20 protein-coding genes are annotated in these 19,618 nt (G+C 64.5%); 15 read left to right on the top strand and 5 right to left on the bottom strand.

Annotation, left to right across the window (positions count from 1 at the left end):
• Positions 1 to 64 precede the first annotated feature (64 nt).
• Together BBD46_RS07915 and BBD46_RS07910 are read left to right on the top strand one after the other, a co-directional pair.
• Positions 65 to 526, top strand: coding sequence for an SPW repeat protein (locus BBD46_RS07915; RefSeq protein WP_071401183.1), 462 nt, complete (start codon positions 65 to 67; stop codon positions 524 to 526).
• A gap of 193 nt (positions 527 to 719) precedes the next feature.
• Positions 720 to 1,004 (top strand): DNA-directed RNA polymerase subunit L, encoded by a 285-nt coding sequence (locus BBD46_RS07910; RefSeq protein ID WP_071401182.1) that lies wholly within the window; start codon positions 720 to 722, stop codon positions 1,002 to 1,004.
• A 75-nt stretch (positions 1,005 to 1,079) separates the two neighbouring features.
• Here the strand turns inward: BBD46_RS07910 and BBD46_RS07905 are convergent, their stop codons facing one another.
• Positions 1,080 to 1,931 carry a hypothetical protein gene (locus BBD46_RS07905; RefSeq protein WP_071401181.1) on the bottom strand — a complete coding sequence of 284 codons (852 nt, stop codon included), beginning with the start codon at positions 1,929 to 1,931 and terminating at the stop codon, positions 1,080 to 1,082.
• A 112-nt stretch (positions 1,932 to 2,043) separates the two neighbouring features.
• Positions 2,044 to 2,859: an imidazole glycerol phosphate synthase subunit HisF gene (gene hisF / locus BBD46_RS07900; RefSeq protein WP_071401180.1), complete on the bottom strand. Its 816-nt coding sequence runs from the start codon at positions 2,857 to 2,859 to the stop codon at positions 2,044 to 2,046.
• Between the two features lie 161 nt (positions 2,860 to 3,020).
• Here hisF and BBD46_RS07895 point away from each other — a divergent pair, with 161 nt between their 5' ends.
• Complete coding sequence (locus BBD46_RS07895) at positions 3,021 to 3,218, top strand: DUF7550 family protein (RefSeq protein WP_071401179.1); 198 nt, start codon at positions 3,021 to 3,023, stop codon at positions 3,216 to 3,218.
• A 170-nt stretch (positions 3,219 to 3,388) separates the two neighbouring features.
• Here the strand turns inward: BBD46_RS07895 and BBD46_RS07890 are convergent, their stop codons facing one another.
• Together BBD46_RS07890 and BBD46_RS07885 are read right to left on the bottom strand one after the other, a co-directional pair.
• A complete protein-coding gene (locus tag BBD46_RS07890; RefSeq protein ID WP_006654950.1) occupies positions 3,389 to 3,613 on the bottom strand; it encodes a ribbon-helix-helix domain-containing protein in 225 nt (74 codons plus the stop codon).
• Between the two features lie 225 nt (positions 3,614 to 3,838).
• Entirely contained in the window at positions 3,839 to 4,138 is a 300-nt protein-coding gene (locus BBD46_RS07885; RefSeq protein WP_071401178.1) for a hypothetical protein, read from the bottom strand.
• Positions 4,139 to 4,420: 282 nt separating this feature from the next.
• Here BBD46_RS07885 and BBD46_RS07880 point away from each other — a divergent pair, with 282 nt between their 5' ends.
• Genes BBD46_RS07880 through menD form a run of 3 tightly spaced genes read left to right on the top strand, consistent with a single transcriptional unit; the run spans position 4,421 to position 8,558 of the window.
• On the top strand, positions 4,421 to 5,059 hold the full coding sequence (locus tag BBD46_RS07880) for a sulfite oxidase-like oxidoreductase (protein ID WP_071401177.1): 639 nt from the start codon (positions 4,421 to 4,423) through the stop codon (positions 5,057 to 5,059).
• A gap of 32 nt (positions 5,060 to 5,091) precedes the next feature.
• A complete protein-coding gene (locus tag BBD46_RS07875) occupies positions 5,092 to 6,747 on the top strand; it encodes an isochorismate synthase (RefSeq protein WP_071401176.1) in 1,656 nt (551 codons plus the stop codon).
• Positions 6,744 to 8,558 carry a 2-succinyl-5-enolpyruvyl-6-hydroxy-3-cyclohexene-1-carboxylic-acid synthase gene (gene menD / locus BBD46_RS07870; RefSeq protein ID WP_071401175.1) on the top strand — a complete coding sequence of 605 codons (1,815 nt, stop codon included), beginning with the start codon at positions 6,744 to 6,746 and terminating at the stop codon, positions 8,556 to 8,558. The genes BBD46_RS07875 and menD overlap by 4 nt, the downstream gene beginning before the upstream one ends.
• A 31-nt stretch (positions 8,559 to 8,589) precedes the next feature.
• Here menD and BBD46_RS07865 read toward each other — a convergent pair whose 3' ends face one another.
• Complete coding sequence (locus BBD46_RS07865) at positions 8,590 to 9,591, bottom strand: DnaJ domain-containing protein (protein ID WP_071401174.1); 1,002 nt, start codon at positions 9,589 to 9,591, stop codon at positions 8,590 to 8,592.
• A 184-nt stretch (positions 9,592 to 9,775) separates the two neighbouring features.
• On the opposite strand from BBD46_RS07865, the gene BBD46_RS07860 reads away from it, so the two are divergent.
• The 9 genes from BBD46_RS07860 to BBD46_RS07825 all read left to right on the top strand — a co-directional run bounded on the left by BBD46_RS07860 (position 9,776) and on the right by BBD46_RS07825 (position 19,561).
• On the top strand, positions 9,776 to 10,678 hold the full coding sequence (locus tag BBD46_RS07860) for a 1,4-dihydroxy-2-naphthoyl-CoA synthase (protein WP_071401173.1): 903 nt from the start codon (positions 9,776 to 9,778) through the stop codon (positions 10,676 to 10,678).
• 211 nt (positions 10,679 to 10,889) lie between these two features.
• Complete coding sequence (locus BBD46_RS07855; protein WP_071401172.1) at positions 10,890 to 12,194, top strand: DUF7405 family protein; 1,305 nt, start codon at positions 10,890 to 10,892, stop codon at positions 12,192 to 12,194.
• A 70-nt stretch (positions 12,195 to 12,264) separates the two neighbouring features.
• Positions 12,265 to 13,728, top strand: coding sequence for a DUF7350 domain-containing protein (locus tag BBD46_RS07850; RefSeq protein WP_071401171.1), 1,464 nt, complete (start codon positions 12,265 to 12,267; stop codon positions 13,726 to 13,728).
• Positions 13,725 to 14,474, top strand: a complete 750-nt coding sequence (locus BBD46_RS07845) for a cohesin domain-containing protein (protein ID WP_071401170.1) — start codon at positions 13,725 to 13,727, stop codon at positions 14,472 to 14,474. Before BBD46_RS07850 ends, BBD46_RS07845 begins: the two co-directional genes overlap by 4 nt.
• Before the next feature lie 111 nt (positions 14,475 to 14,585).
• A complete protein-coding gene (locus BBD46_RS07840; RefSeq protein ID WP_071401169.1) occupies positions 14,586 to 15,524 on the top strand; it encodes a 1,4-dihydroxy-2-naphthoate polyprenyltransferase in 939 nt (312 codons plus the stop codon).
• Positions 15,525 to 16,616 carry a mandelate racemase/muconate lactonizing enzyme family protein gene (locus tag BBD46_RS07835; protein ID WP_071401168.1) on the top strand — a complete coding sequence of 364 codons (1,092 nt, stop codon included), beginning with the start codon at positions 15,525 to 15,527 and terminating at the stop codon, positions 16,614 to 16,616. It abuts the gene before it with no gap.
• Positions 16,613 to 18,274, top strand: coding sequence for a class I adenylate-forming enzyme family protein (locus BBD46_RS07830; RefSeq protein ID WP_071401167.1), 1,662 nt, complete (start codon positions 16,613 to 16,615; stop codon positions 18,272 to 18,274). The genes BBD46_RS07835 and BBD46_RS07830 overlap by 4 nt, the downstream gene beginning before the upstream one ends.
• 99 nt (positions 18,275 to 18,373) lie before the next feature.
• Positions 18,374 to 18,529, top strand: coding sequence for a rubrerythrin-like domain-containing protein (locus tag BBD46_RS22160; protein WP_139173543.1), 156 nt, complete (start codon positions 18,374 to 18,376; stop codon positions 18,527 to 18,529).
• Positions 18,530 to 18,622: 93 nt separating this feature from the next.
• Positions 18,623 to 19,561 carry an NRDE family protein gene (locus BBD46_RS07825; protein ID WP_071401166.1) on the top strand — a complete coding sequence of 313 codons (939 nt, stop codon included), beginning with the start codon at positions 18,623 to 18,625 and terminating at the stop codon, positions 19,559 to 19,561.
• Positions 19,562 to 19,618: the final 57 nt, after the last annotated feature.

Genomic DNA, 19,618 nt, shown 5'->3' with positions numbered 1-19,618 from the left:
CTGATCGTCCCGACAGGCGCAGGCACTGCCGTTTTACTCGGCGGCCGGATAACCGGTGTGAGTCATGAGCACAACACCATCAGACGACCGATCAGACACTGATGCCAGCGGTACTGACCGTAGCGCGTCCCGAACCGACCGGGATGTAATCAATACGGACGTGATGCAGTGGGTAAGCGCGCTCGCCGCACTCGTCGGCCTGTGGCTCGTCGCCTCGCCGTTCGTCTTCGAAGCCACGGAAGCGGCGGTCTGGAACAACACGCTCGTCGGAACAGCGATCTTCCTGCTCGCCGGCTACAACTTCTACCGGCTCACGAAGGATCGCCTCGCGAACGTCAGCGTCGCCTCACTCGCCGTCCTGCTCGGGCTCTGGGCGCTCGTCTCGCCGTTCGCGATCGAGATGGGAAGTGCCGATCTCGCGACGAGTACGATGATCGCCGGCCTCGTCGCCGCCGGCCTGTCGGCCTACAGCGCTTACGCGAACAGTAGCGCCGACGCACCCGAACGCGCTCGGACGCGGGCCTGAAACGACTCGCCGGAAACGCGGTTACGAGCAACCAGCCACCCAGTCACTCGACACGTTCGGTCATTCTTTCGTCGGTTAGACACCCTCAGCGATACGAGACCCGGAGAGACACGGCTTCCCTCGAAGGCGCGTTACGGCCAGAATCGAAATCGGCTTCGAAAGGTACAAGCGCCCGACGAACGGATGACGTGGCATGGAACTGCGGGTCACCGAGAGCAGCGAGACCGAACTCTCGATCGAAATCGCCGGCGAGGATCACACCTTCATGAACGTCCTCAAGGGCACACTGCTCGAACACGACGATGTCAGCGCAGCAACGTACGACGTGAACCCCGAGCAGTCGGGTGGACAGACCGAACCGATCCTGACGGTCAAGACCGAAAGCGGTGTCGACCCACTCGATGCACTCGAGGAAGCGGCGGTCGACGTCCGCGAGAAGGCAGTCGCGTTCCGCGAGTCGTTCGAAGCGGCCGCGTAATCGCTCGGACCTCGCCTCGCTTTTATGCCGTTGCTCTCTCGCTCTTTCTGACGCAGTAGGACGTACAGATCAACCCTAACACGCCGCATAGAAGACATAAACCGTCCCGTCGGGCGCGACGTGGAGGTCGAAGCCGTCGGATGCCACGCCGTACTCCTCCGTCATTGAATCGAGTTCGACCAGCACCTCGGTCACGTCCGCCGCGAGTTCGTCCTCACCTGCGTCGGCGTAGCCGTTGATGTCCTCCTCGAACGGCGACAGCGGCGTACTGACGAGGTCGGACTGGCAACTGACGCCGAACTCGCTCGGACGTTCAGGGCTATGGCTTCCGTCGCCGTACTCGTCCTCGATGAAGACGCGGTTGTGGTAGGTCGCGTACGCCATGAGCGCGTCGTCGGTGGACGGACTCCCATCCGCACGCTCGGCCGCGAGTTGGTCGACGACCTGCGACTCGACGGCGTCGAGGTCGATTCCGGCGGCTTCGGTGCTGTCTCCGGGCGCGTCGGGTGGCGTCGGCGACCCGATTCCTGGGATGACCGACGGCGAGATGATTCCGGTTCCGAACAGGAGGAGAACGATACCGATGACGCCAAACACCGGTAGGTACGGTTTGGCGACTTCGAACCAGCTCGGCGTCTGGAGTTCGGTTTCGAGTTCCTCGTAGTTCTGTTCGGTTTTCTCCAGGTCGTGTTCGCCACAGCGAGCACAGGGCGGATTGTTCTTGACGTGCTGGCGGCCGCAGTTCGAGCAGACCCAGACGTAGGTGGTACCGGTGTCGACGGTCTGGATGGTCTGGCCGGTCTGTCCACTCTGCCCGTCCCCATCTTGGCGGACGACGGCCTCTTCAAACGTGTTGTGGCCGCAGCTATCACAGGGAGGGTCGTTTTCGGCGTGTGGTTTCCCACACCAGGTACACCGCCACTTCACTGGTAAGAGGGCAGGACTGCGGTGGTATAAGCGTATTGAACGCGAGTGGCGTTGGCGTTAGTGTTAGCGTCGGCGTTAGTGTTAGCGTTGGCGTTGGTACTGGCGCTGGCGGTCAGTACCGAACCGGCACGTCGTGGTCGTCGAGGTACGCTTTCGTCTCCTCGATCGAGTGCTCGTCGAAGTGGAAGATGGATGCTGCGAGACCGGCGTCCGCGCCAGCTTCCGTGAATACGTCGTACATATCTTCCGGGCCGCCACAGCCGGATGAGGCGATCACCGGCGTGTCGACGGCCTCACAGACTGCCTCCGTCAGCGGCAGATCGTAGCCGTCCTTCGTGCCGTCCTTGTCGATCGAGTTGACGAACAGTTCGCCAGCGCCGCGGGATTCAGCTTCTTTGGCCCACTCGATCACGTCGATCCCGGTGCCCTCGCGACCGCCCTTCTTCGTGCACTCGAACCAGCAGGACTCGCCGTCGACCTCGACGTAGTGCTCGCCGCCCTCGTCGAAGCGGCGCTTGGCGTCGACGCTGATCACGATGCACTGGCTGCCGAACGCGCGCGCTCCCTCGTTGATGAGTTCGGGGCGCTCGAGTGCACCGGTCGTGATCGAGACCTTGTCCGCGCCGGCGCGGAGGGTCTCTTTGATGTCCTCGGTGGTTCGGATGCCGCCGCCGACGGTGAGCGGGATGAACACCTCGTCTGCGACCTGTTTGACCACGTCGAGCATCGTTTCGCGCCCCTCTGCGGAGGCGGTGATGTCGAGGAAGACGAACTCGTCGGCTCCCGACTCGTTGTACGCCTTGGCCATCTCGACGGGGTCGCCGGTGTACTGGAGGTCCTCGAAGTGAACGCCGGTGTAGACCGCCGGATTCCCGTCGTCATCGAGGTCGACGTCGATGCACGGGATAATGCGCTTTGTCAGTGCCATTGCTGGTCTTGTCCGAGCCTTTGCACCCAGCGTAGTAAAGGAGACTGGATCGGGCAACGCGATCGCGTTCGGATTTGCTGGAGCCGGTCGGTTTGCTTCAGAGTACGGAGCTGCCGAATCCGATAGCTGTCTTTAAGGAACTGAGGCGGAAACGCGCAGGTATGGCAGACGATACGGACGACACGGAGCCCGCCGCGGACCACGACTCGGCTGCAGACGTCGGCCACGACCTCGCCGCCGATCGGACGACTGCGCCGATGAGCGAGTACTCCTCGCGCTCGGTTGGGATCGGGTTTCTCGTCATGGTCGTCGGCGTCGCGATCTCGTTCGGGATCCCGCTGGTCGCGATGGGATTGTAGGGACGCGTCTGAGCCGACCCAGAGATAGCTCTCGGTGAGTTGGTGGATCCGTGAACAGCGCACGGAACACGAAAGACGAGACAGGGGACGGGTGACTGTTGGCGGCAAGCCGCGGACCGAACCGCTCGAACTACTAGCCGTCTGATACGCTGTCGACGATCGAACTGCAGTTAGAAGACGTACTCGTCGTCGTGTCCCATCATTCCGTCGTCTTCGAGGCCGGTTCCACCGGCTGTTTCCTCTTCGTCCATTGGCCCGCTGGTCTTGTAGGCTTTGATGCCCGTCGAGAGGAGGTCCTCGATTGCCTCCTCACGGTTGACGAATTCGCCGCGCTCGACCATCTGGGCGATCTGCATCTCGAGGTGTTCGGGGATTGTGATCTCTACTTTCGGCATCTGATTCGGCTTTCGGTGAGGGGGTATTTAGGTTTGACGGGGACTCTGCAGCAACCGAAACAACAATGATTTTCGATTGTTTTGACGGTGCGGACACGCGCCGGTTCGACTGGAACGACTGTCGAGTGGCAAAAGAAACGTGTCAGCGGGTGGTCGAACAGCGCTTGAGTATGGAAGTCAGAAAGTCGACGGGTGGTTAGGACCGTCGAAGCGGGAGCTACCGGTTCACCGGTTGCCCATCATCGAATCGAGGGCGTTCTTGATCGTGGTGCCCGGCTGCGTGATGCTGTCGAGTTGCTGGCGCATCTTCCGCTGGTTGAAGTAGCTCGCGAACGCGAGGATCGTCGGTGGCCAGAGACCGACAAACAGCCCTCGCTCGCGGTCCCCGCGTAGGAAGAAGTAGTACCACGAAAGGCCGACGGACGCCGCTGCCGCGAGGAACGCGGGACCCATGGCCTGTTCGCCGACTACCTCTGCTGACTCTTTGGAGATGTCCCGTTCTGTCATCTGCTGTTTGCTCGCCATACGGATGGTATCTCAACGAGACTGTACTAAGTGCTGGCGAGGGTTTCGAACGGAAGGCTCCGACTTGCCTGCGACGCGCGTCGTTTCAGACCGTTTCGACCGCGTTCCCTGCTTGGAAATCTCTGTTTTCGCCTGGCTGCTCGTGCGACCTGCTGTCATGTACACGCCACTCACAGTATCATCCCCCGTTTGCGTTCCACCAGCGCGAATTGATTCGATCTTTCCTGTCGGTCCCTGTCCGCGTGGCGTCACACCTACGTAGCTCGCCACGAAGAATCAGCCATGACCACGGAGTCGACCGAGACGACAGACGGCGACGCCGGCACGTCCGTCCGGGACGTAACCGACCTCTACCACGAGTTTGGCGACGACCGACTCCCTGCCGGCCAGCGCGAAACGACCGCCTTCCCCGTGCTGTCGAAGAGCGGCACGCCCGACTGGGACCCCGATACCTGGGAGTTCACCGTCACCGGTGCTGTCGAGACCGAACTCTCGCTGTCGTGGGACGAGTTCCGCGACCTGCCGAGTGAAACCCAGCGCCAGGACTTCCACTGCGTCACCGGCTGGAGCAAGTTCGACTGCGAATTCACCGGGGTGCCGTTCCCCGCTCTCGCGGATCTGGCCGGTGTCGAAGACGACGCCGTCCACGTCCTGTTCTCCGCGCTCGACAACTACACGACCGACCTGCCACTCGAGGACTGCATGCGCGAGGAGGTTCTCTTCGCGTGGGCGTACGACGGTCAAGACCTCCCAGCCGACCACGGCGGCCCGCTCCGGGTCGTCACTCCACACAAGTACGCGTACAAGGGCGCGAAGTGGGTCGACGGCGTCGAGTTCCTCACCGAACCCGAACTCGGTTACTGGGAACGACGGGGGTACTCCGAGACGGCGAACCCGTGGCAAGAGGAGCGATATAGTTAGGCTGAAGGCGCGTCGGTCCTGAACTGTGCTCGATGAATCGTACGTCGGGCGAGGGGGAACTGGCGGGAACTGGACCGTCTCACGATCGTGATCGTGATCACGATCACAATCGCACATCCTCATCCTCATCCTCATCCTCATCCCCATCGTCCCTTTGCAGTCGGAGTCGCGAACTCACCGACGCGGCTGCGGACATCTCTTTTGGGGCACTGCTGGACGCGGATATCGAGATCGGTACCGTCACCAACACTGGCAGCGACACTGCCAGCAACACCGGCACCGATACCGACACGAACGCCCACACCCACACTCACCACGCAGCTCGAATTCAATGGGCCACTCCTGACGGCCTCGAGATCGTCGGCCGCGGCGTCGCCGCCCAGTTCACCGCAACCGGTCCAAACCGATTCGACGACGTTCGCGAGCAGGCCGCCCGAACGTTCGAGGCACTCGAGTACGATGGACCAGCAGTCGCCCGACCACGAGCGTTTGGCGGGCTGTCGTTTCACGATTCCTTCGAGAGTGGTGCCAATCCAGAGATAGAGACGGACACCGCCACAGCCACCACACCCACCACTGCGCCGTGGCGCGGCTTCACCGCCGCCTCGTTCGTCGTCCCACGGGTGCTCGTCGTCCGGAGTGACGAGACGACGTGGCTCACGGCGGTCGACTCGGATGTCGACACCGCGACCGAGCGGCTGGATACGTGGCACGACCGGTTGGCGGATTCCGGCTTCCCTTCGATGCGACCGAGCGGCTCGCCGCCGGGCGTCACGGGGACCGAACGGACGACCTCGCGCGCGGCGTGGACCGAGCAGGTCGAGGACGCGGTCGAGCGCATCGAGACGACGGCACTTCGGAAGGTCGTGCTCGCCCAGTCGCTGTCGGTCGGGCTCGACGACGAGATCGACGTGCCGGCGACGCTCGAACGGCTGCGACGGCGGTATCCGAACTGTTATCGGTTCTTGATCGACCACAGCCATGCTCGCTCCGACGACGCCGGCGGAACGTTCTTCGGCGCGCCGCCGGAACGACTGGTCTCGAAACGCGGCGAGCGTGTCGAAACCGAGGCGCTTGCGGGCTCTGCTCCCCGCGGTGAGACGCCCGAAGCGGACGAGGAGTTCGCCGACCAGCTCCGGGATAGCGAGAAGGTCCAGCACGAACACGTCCTCGTCGCGGAGGCGATCCGCGACCAGTTGACACCGGTGACCAGCAGTCTGACGATCGACGACCAGCAGATTCGCCGGCTGGCGACCATCCAGCACGTCCGGACGCCGATCGAGGCGACGCTCGACGACGAGGTGACGCACGTGCTCGAACTCGTCGAAGCGCTGCACCCGACGCCCGCAGTTGGCGGGATGCCCCCTGACGAGGCCTGGGAGACGATCCACGAAACCGAGCCGTTCGACCGCGGCTGGTACGCCGCGCCGATCGGCTGGTTCGACGGCAACGGCGACGGTGAGTTCGCCGTCGCGCTCAGGTCCGGCGTCGCGACGGACGACCGTGTGACGCTGTTCGCCGGAAGTGGCCTCGTCGCTGACAGCGATCCGCACGACGAGTGGGAGGAAGTACAGCTCAAGTTCCGGCCGATTCTGGACGAGCTGCGCCCCGAGGAGGCCAGCTTGGAGCAATCCGATACAGAGCCGTCCGTCCCCGAAACCGACGGCGAGCAGCCCCGCCCACGATGACGACCGCCCCAAATCGCGCGACGCTCTGGGGTCGCGTCCTCGCGGACGAACTCGCAGCGGGCGGGCTCGAGGCGGTCTGTCTCGCACCCGGCAGCCGGTCGACGCCGCTGACCATCGCGTTCGCCAAGCATCCGGAAATCGAAGTCTTCTCGCACTTAGACGAACGCTCGGCAGCCTTCTTCGCACTCGGACGCGCGCGCCGAACCGGCGAGCCAACGGCGCTCGTCTGCACCTCGGGCACGGCGGCGGCGAACTTCCATCCCGCCGTCATCGAGGCCGCCCAGGCCCGCGTCCCGATGCTCGTGCTCACGGCCGACCGCCCGCCAGAGCTGCGCGATAGCGGGGCCAACCAGACCGTCGACCAGCTCGACCTCTACGGCGACGCCGTCCGCTGGCACGCCGAACTTCCCGTTCCCGAGGCGAGCGAACGAACCGTTCGCAGCCTCCGAACGAGCGCCGCACGCGCGCTGCTGGAGACCACCGTCTCCGAGCCCGGCCCCGTCCACCTCAACTGCCCGTTCCGGAAGCCACTCGAGCCGATCGAAACGGACGGACTCGAATCCGTTCCCGACGAGTTCTCCGAGACGCTCGCTGGACGCGGGCGCGACGGCGCGTTCGTCGGGACGCGCGAACCGGAGCGGGGGGCGGTCGATGCCGACGATGTCGACTCGCTTCGGGCGGTACTCGAGTCGGCCGCGCGCCCGCTCATCGTCGCGGGGCCTGCGGATCCGGCGACGCTGTCGCCATCCCAGCTGGATCCCACCGACGTCATCGCCGTCGCGGATGCGGTCGGTGCGCCAGTGCTCGCAGATCCGCTCTCGAATCTCCGGTTTGGTCCGCACATCGCCGCTGACCGCTCCACTTCGGACACACAGACCATCTACGGCGGCTACGACGGCTACATCGACGCGCTGCCGGCGCCCGACGCCGTCCTCAGATTCGGTGCTTCACCAACCTCGAAACGGCTGCGTCACTTCCTCCGGGACGCCGCCGCGCGGCAGTTCCTGCTCGATCCCGTCGGCGCGTGGCGCGAGGCGACGTTCACCGCGACGGATCTGGTCGCTGCCGAACCCGGTGCGGTCTTCGAGACGCTGGCCGACGAACTCGCGAACACCGATTCAGACAGCGGCTGGCGAACCCGCTTCGCCGAGGCCGAACACACCCACTGGACTCACTGCGACGACGCGCGCACGGACGAGGTACTCGAGTCCACCCCGTTCGAGGGCGCGATTCTCGCCGCCGTCTTCGAGGCGGTCCCGGACCCGGCGACGATTTTCGTCTCGAACAGCATGCCGATCCGGGACGGCGACCGCTTCGGTCGCCCACGCGAGGCCGATCTCACGGTGCTCGCGAACCGCGGTGCGAGCGGTATCGACGGCATCACGAGTTCGGCGCTCGGAGCCGGCAGCGCGACCGAGGAGCCGCTCGTGCTCGTCACCGGCGACCTCGCGTTCTACCACGATTCGAACGGCCTGCTGGCGCTGGAGCGTTGCGGCGTCGACGCGACCATCGTCCTGCTGGACAACGACGGCGGCGGAATCTTCCACAAACTCCCCGTCGAGGCGTTCGACCCGCCGTTTACGTCGCAGTTCAAGACGCCCCACGGACTCGAGTTCGATGCGCTCGCAGAACTGTACGACTTCGACCTTCAACACGTCGGCCCGACAGAATTTGAGGACGCATACCGACAATCGCTCGCGAGTGAGGGAACGCAGGTGCTTTCGGTCGCGTTCGACTCGGCGGCGAGCCACCGGCGACGCGAGGAACTGGACGAGACGGTTCGGACTGCAGTCGGCGCAGATGACGACTAACGCGCGGTTTTGTATTGCCTGGCGTGCAGGATCAGGGCCGTAGCACCCACCAGACCGCGAGTGCATAGCCAAACGGCACCCAGACGCCTGCGAGCGTGAGAAAGCCGTAGACCGACAGCACGGCGATCGGAATCGCCTCGATCGTGAGAAGCGCAACTGAAACGAGCAGACTCCAGGAGCCGAAGATGCCGGCAGCGATTCGGGGCAGTGTCAGCAGATAGGCGACGAGTCCGAGGGTGCAGACGGCGACGACCGCATTGGCGCTCGTGGGAAACACCGGTGTCAGGCTCGCATAGATGAACACCGGGTAGAGCAGCCAGATACAGGCGAGCCCGACGATAGTCTGGTGGTCGAGTGCTCGTCCCTGCCACTCGAGTTCCACCTCGTCGTTCCAGTCGTGGACGGCGTACTGGAAGTCGTCGCTGGTCGTGGTGTCGGTTGTGCTGTCTGTCTGATCTGCGGACGCGGTTGACCCGGGTTCAGTGTTCGTCGTGTTTGTGCTGGTCTGGGTGTGGTCGTGTTGCTGTGTCTGTCTGGTGTGCCGAGTGTGTTTCGTCCGCTGGGTCTGAGAGCGAGAACGAGAGCGGGAACCGGAACCAGAACCAGAGCGGGAACTGGACCGCGACCCAGACTGCGACCGCGCCCGTTCCCGCTCAGCCTCCTGTCGAATCTCCTCGAACGACCAGTCGCGATTCCGCCGCTGCCTCGCTCGACCGTTGCGATTCGTCTCCCGTCGCGTTTGTTGCTCTGTGGTTGCAGTGGCATTGGTACTCGAGTATCCCGCCTGCGCCGTTGGCTCGCCACTCTCCGCCTGGACGTAGGCCTCGTGCCCGAGGCGGTCGTACCTCGCTCGTTCGGCCTCGTCCGTCAGTACCTCGCGGGCGGTCGAGACGCGCTGGAACTGCTCGGTCGCGTCGGGGGCATCGTTGTGATCCGGATGGGTCTCGAGGACACACTCGCGGTAGGCGGACTCGAGTTCGTCCTGCGTGGCGGTTGGCTCGACGCCGAGCACGTCGTAGTAGGTCTCACCCATCGGTTCCAGTAGCCTATCGGAGGCACAGTATACTGGTTGGTAAGTATTACTGATATGAACTGTCTGGTGGTCGGTGGCTGTCCAGCGCTGTCCGATTTCGTCCTAATAAATCGACTAGTGCTATACAGAATCGAGCTACTGGCGACGAGAACCTATATCAGGATTCGCCCCCGACAGTCGGCCAATGGTTTCGGAATGCTTCGACGCAGACCGGTGGGAGCCGGTCGACGAGTTCGACTTTCGCGATCTCACCTATCACCGCGCGGTCGACTCCGGGACGGTCCGCATCGCGTTCGACCGCCCCGACGTTCGCAACGCCTTCCGCCCGGGGACGGTCGACGAACTGTACGACGCGCTGGATCACGCAAAGCGCCAGACCGACGTAGGCTGTATCCTGCTCACCGGCAACGGCCCCTCTTCGAAAGACGGTGGCTGGGCGTTCTGTTCCGGCGGCGATCAGACGGTCCGCGGCGACGATGGCTACCAGTACACCGGCGAGGACGAGGAGAGCGAGACAGCCCGCGCATCCGAGCAGGGGCGACTCCACATTCTCGAAGTCCAGCGCCTCATCCGACACATTCCGAAGGTTGTCGTCTGCGTCGTCCCCGGCTGGGCCGTCGGCGGCGGTCACTCGCTGCACGTCGTCTGTGACATGACGCTCGCCAGCGAGGAGCACGCGAAGTTCCTCCAGACCGACCCCGATGTCGCAAGCTACGACGCCGGCTTCGGCTCGGCCTACCTCGCCAAACAGATCGGCCAAAAGAAAGCGCGCGAGGTGTTCTTCCTCGGAAAGACCTACAGCGCCGAGGAGGCCGCCGAGATGGGCATGGTCAACGAAGCCGTCCCCCACGACGAACTCGAGGAGACCGCGCTGGAGTGGGGCGAACGCATCAATTCCAAGAGTCCAACGGCGATGCGGATGCTGAAGTACGCGTTCAACATGACCGACGACGGCATGGTCGGCCAACAGGTGTTCGCCGGCGAGGCGACCCGGCTTGGCTACATGACTGACGAGGCGAAGGAGGGTCGCGACGCATTTGTCGAGGGTCGCGATCCTGAGTTCGACGACTATCCGTGGCACTACTGACTGAGTAAGTCGGCACTGGCGACTTCCCGCCAGCCACAATTCTTGCCGCGAGCTACGAACCGTGGGTACCCGCCCCTTCCCTCAAAACGATGGCAGTCCGTCGCGTTTCTGCACCTGGTCTCGCTGAGTGCCGAACACGTTCTGTCGACGATAACGGTAGACTCGTCACGAAGAGTAACGCTTTGGGCTATCCGGTCCCGTGGTGATACTAGTGACGCTCCCCGATCGGTCCACGCTGTCCCGCCGGGAGTACGCCCGCGCGCTCGTCGCCGTTGGCGGCGCGACTGCACTCAGTGCGTGTCTCGACATGAGTAGTGGCGAAAACGGCGCGGAAAACACCGTTCCCTCGGGAACCGACGACCCTGACTCGTTGCCCGCTCGCCAGTACGCCTGGAACGAGTTCGCGACACGCGACGACAAAGGGAACGTCGAGCCGCCAGCACACCACGTCTTGCTCCCGCTGGCGCTGACTGAACGTGCGACCGCCGACGGAGAACCGACTGCTGACGCCCGCGAGACTACCGAGTCTACCCTCCGAACGCTCGAGCGTGCCTACGAGTGGAGCACTGACGGACTGCTGTTCACGCTCGGCTACACGCCGTCGTACTTCGAGCGGTTCGACGAGGACCTCCCCGAAGGGGTCGACCTTCCCGAACCAGCGGCGCTCACGTCCCGCGAGGACCCCGCATTCGACGAATTCGACGCCTTGCTCCACCTCGCGAGCAACCACCCCGAGGTCGTCCTCGAAGTCGAGGAGGGACTGTTCGGCGACCAGGAGGAGCCGGAACGCAACGGCGTTGTACTCGAGTCCAACCTTATAGAAGTCTTCGAACGCGTCGACGAGAACCGTCGGACAGGGTTCGTAGGTGCGGGACTCCCTACAGAGCACACGGACGTTTCTGGGGTTCCCGACGCGGTCCCCAAAGATGCGCCGTTTTTTATGGGCTTTCGCTCGGGATTCGACCGCACGCAGGCGAGCGAGGACCGGGTGACCATCGACTCCGGGCCGTTCGCCGACGGGACGACACAGCACGTCTCCTCGATGGACATCCAGCTCGAGGTCTGGTTCGAACAGGAAAACCACTACCAGCGCGTCTCGAAAATGTTCAGCCCGGAACACGCCGCGGAGGAACTCGTCGGTGACGTCGGCGAGGAACTTGGGGCTGACAGCGGACTAAGCGACGAGCGGATCGAGGCGACGGCTGCCGACGCCAGACAGGAAGGAGTCGTCGGCCACGCCCAGAAGGCAGCACGCGGGCGCGAGGACGGTGACCCGCCGCTCTTGCGCCGCGATTTCAACACGATTGACGGCGACCGGCCGGGACTGCACTTCGTCTCACTCCAGCACGACATCGAGGACTTCGTCCGAGTTCGTGAGGCGATGACGGGTGCGGATCTCGACGTGCCCTCGGCGAATAACGGGATCCTCCACTACATCTTCGTCAACCGGCGGGGGAATTACCTGCTCCCGCCGCGGGGGTTGCGCGCGTTGCCGGCGGCGAATCCGGACGCCTGATCAGCACAATCGCTCTGAAAGACGAGAAGCGAGACACGAGACACGAACCAACAGACACGACAGATACACCATGCAGGACTTCACGCGGACCACAGACGAAACCGAGATCGACCGCCGAACGTTCGTCGCCCAGACGGGCGCAGCGACGGGAGTGCTCGCACTCGCCGGCTGTCTCAGCGGTGACGACGATGAGGAGGACGGAGACGATCCGGACGCCGAAAACGGCGACGAGAACGGTTCCGGCGAGGACTACGGCGACGGCCGGCCGACGATCGAGGTAGAGGACCCGCCGAACGCGGTCTACCTCCCGACCCACCGCGAGGCCATGCGGATGCTCGATCCGATCGAAGCCGGCGACATGATGCTCGGGCCGATGCTCTCGTACCCACACGATTTCTGGACCATCGCTGGCAGCGGCGAGGACGCCGTCGAACGCGAGAGCCCAGATAGCGGCCGTGGCGTCCACATGATGTTCACGCTCTGGGATCAGCAGACGGGGACTGTGTTGCCAGTCGACGACGGCGTCCAGATTCGCGTCTACGACGGCGACGAGCAGGTTGGGTCGCCGGTCTCGCCGTGGTCGATGATCTCCCAGGAGATGGGCTTTCACTTCGGCGATAACGTCACCCTTCCCGAAGACGGTACGTACACCGTCGAAGTCACGATTCCACCAGTCTCAGTCCGAAAGACTGGCGACCTTGTGGACCGACTTGACGAGCGCGTGAGCGCGACCTTCGAGTTCGAGTACGACGACGAGTTCCGCCACGAGGTTATCGGCGGCGTCCAGTACCTCGACGAAGCGGAGTGGGGAGACCGTGGCGCGCTGGAGCCGATGGATCACGGTGATCACGGTGAGCATGGAGGCCACGATGGTCACGACGACCATGCCCACGAAGATGAACACGACGACCACGAACATGGCGATCACGACAGCCACGACGACGGGGACCACGAACACGACCACGGGGATGAACACGATCACGACAGTGAGAACGGCCACAACGGCCACGACGACCACGCACACGTCCCCTACTCCGCTCTCCCCCGGATCGATGAGTACGACGGCGCGATCCTCGCTACCGCCGACGACGAGTCTGGTGCCGATGGCGTTCCGACCGACCACGACTCGCTCCCGCGGAGCGACGACGCGGCGATCCTCGCAGCGCTGTTCGAGGACGGATCCGCGGACGCGGAACGGCTCGCTGACGACGGAGAGGGAGACGTTACTGCTGGGCAGTACCTCCTTGTCTCCCCGCGAACGCCGTACAACCGCGTCCCACTCGCCGACGCCGCGCTCAGCGTCACCGTCGAGCGCGACGACGACACCATCGTTGGCCCCGACGCGGCGCTCGCGGAAACCCTCGATAGCGAGTACGGCATCCACTACGGACTGGTGATCGACGACACACAGATCGAACCCGGTGATTCAGTGACGGTCACGATCGACTCACCACCGCAGGTCGCGCGCCACCAGGGGTATGACACGGCCTTCCTCGAGATGCCCCCAATCGAGTTCACCGTTCCAGAGCAATGACGGTGCCACACTCGAGTGCAGTGACTGACGGCGACGGCGACGACGACAACGACAATGACAAACGGCGCAGACTTCGAGTCGCCACACTCGTCGGCGCGTGCTGTCTCGCGCTCGTCGCCGTCGCGTTCGTCCCCGCACCCGTCGGTGCCGGCGACAACATCGCCAGCTTCTGGTTCGATCCGGAGGACACCGAAGCCGCCGCCGGCGACTCCCTCGAACTCGAACTCGTCGCGAGTACCCACGGCGACCTCGTGGGTGACGGCGTCGACGAACTGGCGGTGACACTCGAGTACGACGCTGCAATCTTCACGGTCGCCGATATCGAGCACGAGCGGATGCTGGCCGACGGCGATTCGGACGTTGAGATACACGGCTCTGAGGCAATCGATGAGGATGCGGGGACGCTGACGCTCGAGCAGGAGCGCGAGCCGTCGGGTGACGGTGCGAAGACAACGGAGCCGATGGCGACGATTACGTTCGAGGTTGCGTCGGACGCGCCGAGTGGCAACGAGACGATCGAGATCGCCGATTCGGAAGCGATTCTGATCAGCGATTATCCGCAGGGGACGTTCGACCGTGACGCACACGTGCAGATCGACGGCTCGGCAGCTGCGTCGGACGCGGACTCGGACTCGGACTCGGATGAGAGTCTGGCAGACGGCGTTCCCGGATTCACTGCTGTCACGGCACTCGGCAGTGTACTGGCCGCACTTGCGTTCGCGGCGGTTGCGAGACGCCGCGACTGACGGAGTTGACGTGTTGAGCAGTGTCGCGGCCGACAATCACGGTATGCGCCACTCCCACGAGGTCGGCTGCAATGCCAACGTTGACACTCTTTCGAGTCGGACACTCGACGCATGAGTACGGCTGAGGTCGATATGTCGCGGACGAAGGCGTGGCTGTTGGCCGCCCGCCCCCAGACCTTGCCCGCGGCCGCAGCCCCGATCATCGTCGCCGTGGGTCTCGCGGTCCACGACGGCGTTTTCGCACCCGGGCCGGCGCTGATGGCGTTCGTCGGCGCTGCGTTGATCCAGATCGGGACGAACTTCGCGAACGACTACTACGACGCGATCAAGGGCGCAGACACCGACGACCGGGAGGGGTTCACCCGCGTCACGCAGGCGGGAATCATCCCTCCTGAACAGGTCAAACTCGCGACCGCCGTGACGTTCGCCCTGGCGATTCTCTCTGGAACCTATCTCGTCTACATCGGCGGCCTCCCGATTCTCGTTATCGGCCTCGTGAGCGTCTTCTGCGGCTGGGCCTACACCGGCGGCCCCTACCCGCTCGGCTACCACGGGCTCGGTGATCTCTTCGTGTTCGTCTTCTTCGGTATCGTCGCCGTCGTCGGCACCTACTACGTGCAGGCCGCCGCGGCGGTCGAGTCGTTCATCACGACGATTCCCGCCGGCACGATTACCTGGGACGCGTTCCTCGTTAGTCTCCCCGTCGCCGCGCTCTCGACAGCGATCATCATCGTCAACAACGTCCGCGACCTCGAGACCGACGCCGAGACCGGCAAACGAACGCTCGCGGTCCGCATCGGGTATCGCGGGAGTCGCATCGAGTACACCGCTATGCTCGCGCTCGCGTACCTCGTCCCCGTCTGGCTCTGGCTCGGCGAGGGGTTCCCAGTGAGCGTCCTGCTCCCGCTCGCCACGATTCCCTATGCCGTCATCACCGCACAGACGATCTGGACCAGAACCGACGGCGAGGCGCTCAATCCGGCGCTCGAGGCGACCGGCAAACTGCTCGCACTGTACGCGGCGCTGTTCGCCGCAGGGCTGGTGATCTAAGTGTCCGGTGGCGACGCCCCACGGTTCGAACTCGAGTACCGACGGTTTTCGCTCCCACTCAGAGAGCCACTCGAGACGGCGTCAGGCTCGATCGATGCGCGCGAGGGCTTTCTGCTCCGACTCGTCGATCGAACGGGCGGCGACGCAACGGTTGGCTACGGCGAGGCGACGCCGCTTTCGGGCTGGACGGAGCCGGTTGCTGACTGTAAGGATGCACTCGAGCGCGCCAGTCGGGCACTTCGCGATGGCGGGAATCTGGAGGATGCACTCGAAGAAGCCGCGGGCACTGCGGCGGCCAGACACGGCGTTTCGCTGGCGATCACGGACTGCCGAGCGACGGGCGAGGCGACGCCGCTGTATCGGTACATCGGGCAGGGGCCGATGGTCGGCCGCGTGCCGGTGAACGCGACGATCGGTGACGGCGATCCCAGGGAGACGGCACACCGGACCGCAAGCGCCGTCCAGCGCGGCTTCGACTGCTGTAAACTCAAAGTCGGTCGCCGTCCCGTCTCGGCGGACATCGAACGGATTCGGCGAACCCGCGAGGTCGTCGGCCCCGAGGTCGAGTTGCGCGTCGACGCGAACGAGGCGTGGACGTTCGATGAGGCCGCACAGGCGATCGACGCATTCGTCGACGGCGAGTTCGGCGTATCCATCGTGGAGCAGCCGCTGCCGGCGGGGGCACTCGAGGGCCACGCCGATCTTCGCGAGCGCGCGGCGGGCGAGCTCTCCATCGCGATCGACGAGGGTCTACTCGAGCACGGTGTCGACGCGATTTGTGAGGCACAGGCCGCCGACGTGCTCGTCCTGAAGCCGATGGCACTCGGCGGAATCGACATCGCGCGCAAGATCGCCGCCTGGGTGACGGAACTCGGAGTCAGACCGCTCGTGACGACGACGATCGACGGCGTTGTCGCCCGGACCGGCGCCGTCCACCTCGCCGCGGCCATCCCGAACCTCCCCGCGTGCGGTCTCGCGACGGGGGACCTGCTCGCCGATGATCTGGGACGCGACCCCGTTCTGCTCGAGAACGGTGCTGCCGTCGTCCCGCAGGCGAAGGGGCTCGGCATCGAGGGGGTGTGGCACGAATGATCGGCACGCACGAATGGCCGACACGAGACCTCCTTTCCCATCGCGCGGCCGCAACGCCCCAGCAGACCGCACTGATCGACATCGAGACCGACACCAAATGGACCTACGCCGAGTTCGACCGGCGGGCGGATCGACTCGCGGGGGTACTCGAGTCCGACTCCGCCATCGATCGCGGCGACCGCATTGGGGTTCTGATGGACACCCGACCCGCCTTCGCAACGCTATTTTTCGCCGCAATGCGGCTCGGAGTGACGGTTGCGCCGTTGAACGTTCGTGAGACGACGAGTGAGTTGACCCTGAAGGTGGACCGACTCGACCTCGACGTGTTGCTCTGTGAGCGCGATACCGAAGCGGTCGCGGTGAATTGTGCAACCGGCAATGGCGCCGTTCCGGTTTACTCGGTCGACGAGCCGACGAGTGAGGGTGAGCGCGTCGTGTCGCTCTCCTCACTCTCGTCAACTGTTGGTCTGGACGCCAGCCACGAAACCGGCACAGAAACCGCCGCCGAACCGGGCGCTGAACGGGGCGTCGACCCAGTCGCACTCGAGTCCGACCACGTCCAACTGCTCATGTTCACGTCGGGGACCTCCGGCGAGCCGAAGATCGTCCAGGTGACGGTCGGCAATCTGGTCGCGAGCGCGACGGCCTCTGCGTTCCGACTGGGCATCGCGCCCTCGGATCGGTGGCTCTGTTGCCTCCCGATGTATCACATGGGCGGCATCGCGCCGGTCATTCGATCGACGTTGTACGGGACGACGACGGTAATCCAGCGGACCTTCGACGAGCGCGAGACAGCCCGCGTGCTGGACGAGTACGATATTTCGGGCGTCTCGCTGGTCCCCACGATGTGCAAGCGCCTGCTCGACGCCGGCTGGGAACCCGACGACGCGCTCCGGTTCGTTCTCCTCGGTGGCGCGCCCGCGTCGACGGAGTTTCTGGCGCGCTGTCGTGACGCTGGTGTGCCGGCCTACCCGACCTACGGCATGACGGAGACGTCCTCCCAGATTACGACCGCGACGCCGGCGGAGGCAGCGCGATACGAGGGGACGGTCGGCCAGCCGCTCGTCGTCACCGACGTGTCGATTGTGGGTGACGACGGCGAGCCAGTACCAGCCGGCGAGGCAGGCGAAATCGTCGTCTCCGGGCCAACTGTGACGCCCGGCTACCTCGACGAGGCGCGCACGGCGGACGCGTTCTGCGACCGCGGCCTTCGGACCGGCGACGTGGGCTACCGGGACGAGGGAGGCCGACTGTGGATACTCAACCGACGGAGCGACCGCATCGTCACCGGCGGCGAGAACGTCGACCCCGGTGAGGTGATCGACGTCTTGTGCGCTCACCCGGCCGTCGAGGCAGCCGCCGTCGTCGGCCTCGAGGACCCAGACTGGGGCGAGCGCGTGAGCGCGCTGGTCGTGCCCGTCGAGGCGAGCGGGTCTAAATTGGACTCGGATTCGGGCATCGACACGGATGCAGACTCGGATTCGGACCTACTCGAGTCCGTTCGCGCTCACTGCGACGACAATCTGGCGGGATTCAAGTGTCCGAAGACGATCGGCGTGGTCGATGCACTCCCGCGGACGCACTCGGGAACGGTCGACCGAGCGGTGGCTCGCGAGCGGTTGCTCGAGGTCGGCATCGACATGACGCGATCCCAGTGATTTTGATGGACGCGCAGCGGTAGCGTGGACCGTCGCCGAAACATGTCAGTTGGAACATCTCACAGACGATATTTATGCACTGAATTCAAATGCTACTGTATGCCACACGGGCAAGATGTCGAAGACGATACCTCGGAATTGACATCGGAATACGAGTGTCTCCAGTGCGGTCGAATCGTCGAAGCTGAGACGAATCCGGGAGCGTGTGCGGAGTGCGGCGGCGACTTTCAGAATCGGGCGAAGTCAGTCGAGTAGCGGGAGTGCGCGGCTGTATTTGTTGTCCGTCCGTGACCGCTGCGCGCCAGCGGTGGACTGCCACTTAAGACGATTAAACTCCTATCATGAGCCGTGTGCACACTGATGCTCGCCTGGCAGGTCTTCGAGGACGTGCCCGTCGCTGTCGCAGCGAATAGGGACGAAGCCGTCTACCGCGATTCGCAGCCACCCGCCATCTACAGTGAGGATCCGCTCGTCGTCGCCCCGCGAGATGCGGCGGCCGGCGGCACCTGGATCGGCTTCAACGAACACGGCCTTTTCGTCGGCATCACGAACAAGTGGACCGACGCCGACCTCGCCGGTGACCGTTCGCGGGGACTGCTCGTCGCGGACGTACTCGAGTCCCCCTCGGTCACCGAGGCTGCCGCGGTCGTCGAGGACGCGACGGCTGCTGCCGAGTACGACGGCTTCTCGCTCGTGGTCGCGGACGCAGACGACGCAGCCTGCTACCAGTGGGACGGCGAGCTTTCGGTGACGGAGTTCGATCCTGGCGTCCACGTCGTGGTCAACGTCGCGGTCGACGACGATGTGGATCTGCCGTCGTTCCGGACCGAGGTTGCGAGCGCACAGGCCGAGAACGCACGAGCGGTTCGCACCGAACTCGCAGCCGAGGCGGACGAATCCGCTCCCGATTGGCTCGCACGTGCCGGCACTGTCCTCGGCGACCACGAGTTCGGCGTCTGTATCCACGGCGACGGCTACGGCACGCGGTCGTCCTCACTGCTCGCGCTCGCCCCGGATTCGGACGAGGCGAACGGACTCGTCGGTGCGACCTACTGGTTCGCGCCCGGTCCGCCCTGCGAGACGGCGTATCAACCGGTTACGCTTGCACCGCAGTCCGAGTCCAAGTCCGAGTCTGTGCCCGGGTCCGTGCCTGAATCAGACTCAGACTCTGACTCCGGGCCTGCATCCGAGTTTGTGTTCGGGTCCGGGTCAGACTCGAACGGGCCAACCGAATCCGTGACGGGGGCCGAGTTCACGTTCGAAGAATGGACTCGTCGAAACGAATGACACTGGCGTCGAAAGGCACATTTAAGCGGCTCCCTGCCTCTCATACGCACATGGACG

This window comes from Natrialba sp. SSL1 (assembly GCF_001861355.1).
In the GTDB taxonomy this organism is placed as follows: domain Archaea; phylum Halobacteriota; class Halobacteria; order Halobacteriales; family Natrialbaceae; genus Natrialba.
The sequence above is the reverse complement of the archived record's forward strand: the minus strand, read 5'-3'. Positions and strand labels throughout refer to the sequence as shown.

Excerpts from the sequence above, each read along its gene's own strand:
- menD (WP_071401175.1), top strand. The coding sequence starts at position 6,744 with ATGACGACCGCCCCAAATCGCGCGACGCTCTGGGGTCGCGTCCTCGCG.
- BBD46_RS07860 (WP_071401173.1), top strand. The coding sequence starts at position 9,776 with ATGGTTTCGGAATGCTTCGACGCAGACCGGTGGGAGCCGGTCGACGAG.
- BBD46_RS07830 (WP_071401167.1), top strand. The coding sequence starts at position 16,613 with ATGATCGGCACGCACGAATGGCCGACACGAGACCTCCTTTCCCATCGC.
- BBD46_RS07850 (WP_071401171.1), top strand. The coding sequence starts at position 12,265 with ATGCAGGACTTCACGCGGACCACAGACGAAACCGAGATCGACCGCCGA.
- BBD46_RS07885 (WP_071401178.1), bottom strand. The coding sequence starts at position 4,138 with ATGGCGAGCAAACAGCAGATGACAGAACGGGACATCTCCAAAGAGTCA.
- BBD46_RS07845 (WP_071401170.1), top strand. The coding sequence starts at position 13,725 with ATGACGGTGCCACACTCGAGTGCAGTGACTGACGGCGACGGCGACGAC.
- BBD46_RS07890 (WP_006654950.1), bottom strand. The coding sequence starts at position 3,613 with ATGCCGAAAGTAGAGATCACAATCCCCGAACACCTCGAGATGCAGATC.
- BBD46_RS07910 (WP_071401182.1), top strand. The coding sequence starts at position 720 with ATGGAACTGCGGGTCACCGAGAGCAGCGAGACCGAACTCTCGATCGAA.
- BBD46_RS07875 (WP_071401176.1), top strand. The coding sequence starts at position 5,092 with ATGAATCGTACGTCGGGCGAGGGGGAACTGGCGGGAACTGGACCGTCT.
- BBD46_RS07865 (WP_071401174.1), bottom strand. The coding sequence starts at position 9,591 with ATGGGTGAGACCTACTACGACGTGCTCGGCGTCGAGCCAACCGCCACG.
- hisF (WP_071401180.1), bottom strand. The coding sequence starts at position 2,859 with ATGGCACTGACAAAGCGCATTATCCCGTGCATCGACGTCGACCTCGAT.
- BBD46_RS07880 (WP_071401177.1), top strand. The coding sequence starts at position 4,421 with ATGACCACGGAGTCGACCGAGACGACAGACGGCGACGCCGGCACGTCC.
- BBD46_RS07840 (WP_071401169.1), top strand. The coding sequence starts at position 14,586 with ATGAGTACGGCTGAGGTCGATATGTCGCGGACGAAGGCGTGGCTGTTG.
- BBD46_RS07895 (WP_071401179.1), top strand. The coding sequence starts at position 3,021 with ATGGCAGACGATACGGACGACACGGAGCCCGCCGCGGACCACGACTCG.
- BBD46_RS07915 (WP_071401183.1), top strand. The coding sequence starts at position 65 with ATGAGCACAACACCATCAGACGACCGATCAGACACTGATGCCAGCGGT.
- BBD46_RS22160 (WP_139173543.1), top strand. The coding sequence starts at position 18,374 with ATGCCACACGGGCAAGATGTCGAAGACGATACCTCGGAATTGACATCG.